The organism is Azospirillum sp. B506, from assembly GCF_000333595.1.
In the GTDB taxonomy this organism is placed as follows: domain Bacteria; phylum Pseudomonadota; class Alphaproteobacteria; order Azospirillales; family Azospirillaceae; genus Azospirillum.
Window position 1 is genome coordinate 1 of record NZ_BADK01000279.1, and the last position, 1,400, is coordinate 1,400.

Sequence of the window (1,400 nt, forward strand, 5' to 3'; positions counted from 1 at the left end):
AGGTCAGGCCTGCCAGCTGCTCCGCCGCCGCGGTCGGCGACATCTTGCCTTCCGACAGCTCCAGATTGGTCAGCGCCAGCCCGGCCTTGGCACGGTAGAGCCGGTCATAGCTGTTGTAGGCGGCGGTCAGCTGCTGCCGGGCCTGATCGATCTCGCCGGTCTGGGCATAGAGCAGGCCTCGCAGATACTGGGTCTGCGGGTTGTCCTCCTGGTCGGGGCCGCCATGCTCGATCACGCGGTCGAACAGCCGCTTGGCGGTGGCGGTATCGCGCGTCTCCAGCGCCGCTTCCGCCGCCCGCAGCCCGAGCTTGCCGAGCATCGGATCGGGATAGCTGTTCAGGATCTGGCCGGACGCCTTGAAGCCGGCCATCGCCTTCGGCCAGTCGCGGCGGTCGGCGGCGATGGCCGCCCGCCAAAGGTTGGCTTCCGGATTGCCGGCCAGCGAGGGAATCGACAGGTCCGCTTCCGCCCCGTCCAGGTCGCCGGTCAGCACGCGGGCGGCGCCGCGCAGCGCCCGGAATTCCGGCCAGCCTTCCAGGTCGGGCTGGTTCTGCTGCAGCACGTCCAGCATGCCGAGCGTCTCCTGCCCGAACCCGTTGGCGAAATAGAAGCGTGCGAGGTCGAGCTGCGCCTTCGCCCGTTCCGAGTCCGGCGCATTGACGACGGCGAGTTGAAGATCCTGCCGCGCCTCGGTGAAATGGTCGAGATCGCCGCGCTTCCAGGCCGGCAGGTTGAACAGGCGGCGGCCCTGCAGCTGCGCAGGCTGTGTCCTGGGCGGTTCCATCGCCGGCGACGCACCGCCGGGCGGCGGAACGGGCTTCGGTGCCGCGGCCAGCTGCGGTGGAACGGGCTGGGGAGCGGCGGCCATCTCAGGAGAGGGAGCGATGGCCGGATTGCCGGCGTCGGCGGCCGGCGAAATGTGCAGGCCGCCGGCGGTGGTCAGTTCCACCCCCTCCTTGATCGCCCGCACCGTCACATTGTCGGAGATCGGCCGCACCACCACGCCCTGATAGGACGCCATCACTTCCAGGTCCGGGTAGCGGTGCGGCTCCGGCACGCCCTGCCCCGGACTTGGCAGCGGCACCACCTGGATGCGGTCGCCCACGTCGGGATCGGCGAACTGCACGACATTCGCCGCGTCGGGTGCCCGCACCAGCAGCCGGGCGCCGAGCAGGAAATCCGGATCGGGCTCCACCCGCAGGTCGCCGACACTGCCCATGTTGGCGGGGCGGGCCGAGGACAGGATGCGCCATGTGGTGCCCTGCCGCTCCACCGTCGGCCAAACCATCGGGCCGATCTTGGTGCGGAAGACGGTGCCGCCGGTCGCCGGCACCGGCTCCACCGCTCCCATCAGTTCGGAACCGGGGCCGCTGAGCTTGCCGGCACCGATCGGATCGGCC

Annotated in this window: 1 protein-coding gene; it reads right to left on the reverse strand. The window is 70.6% G+C overall.

The features are described 5' to 3' along the window. Positions 1-1,400: membrane protein (locus I71_RS08835; protein ID WP_042693956.1), on the reverse strand; the 1,400-nt coding region annotated here is incomplete at both ends.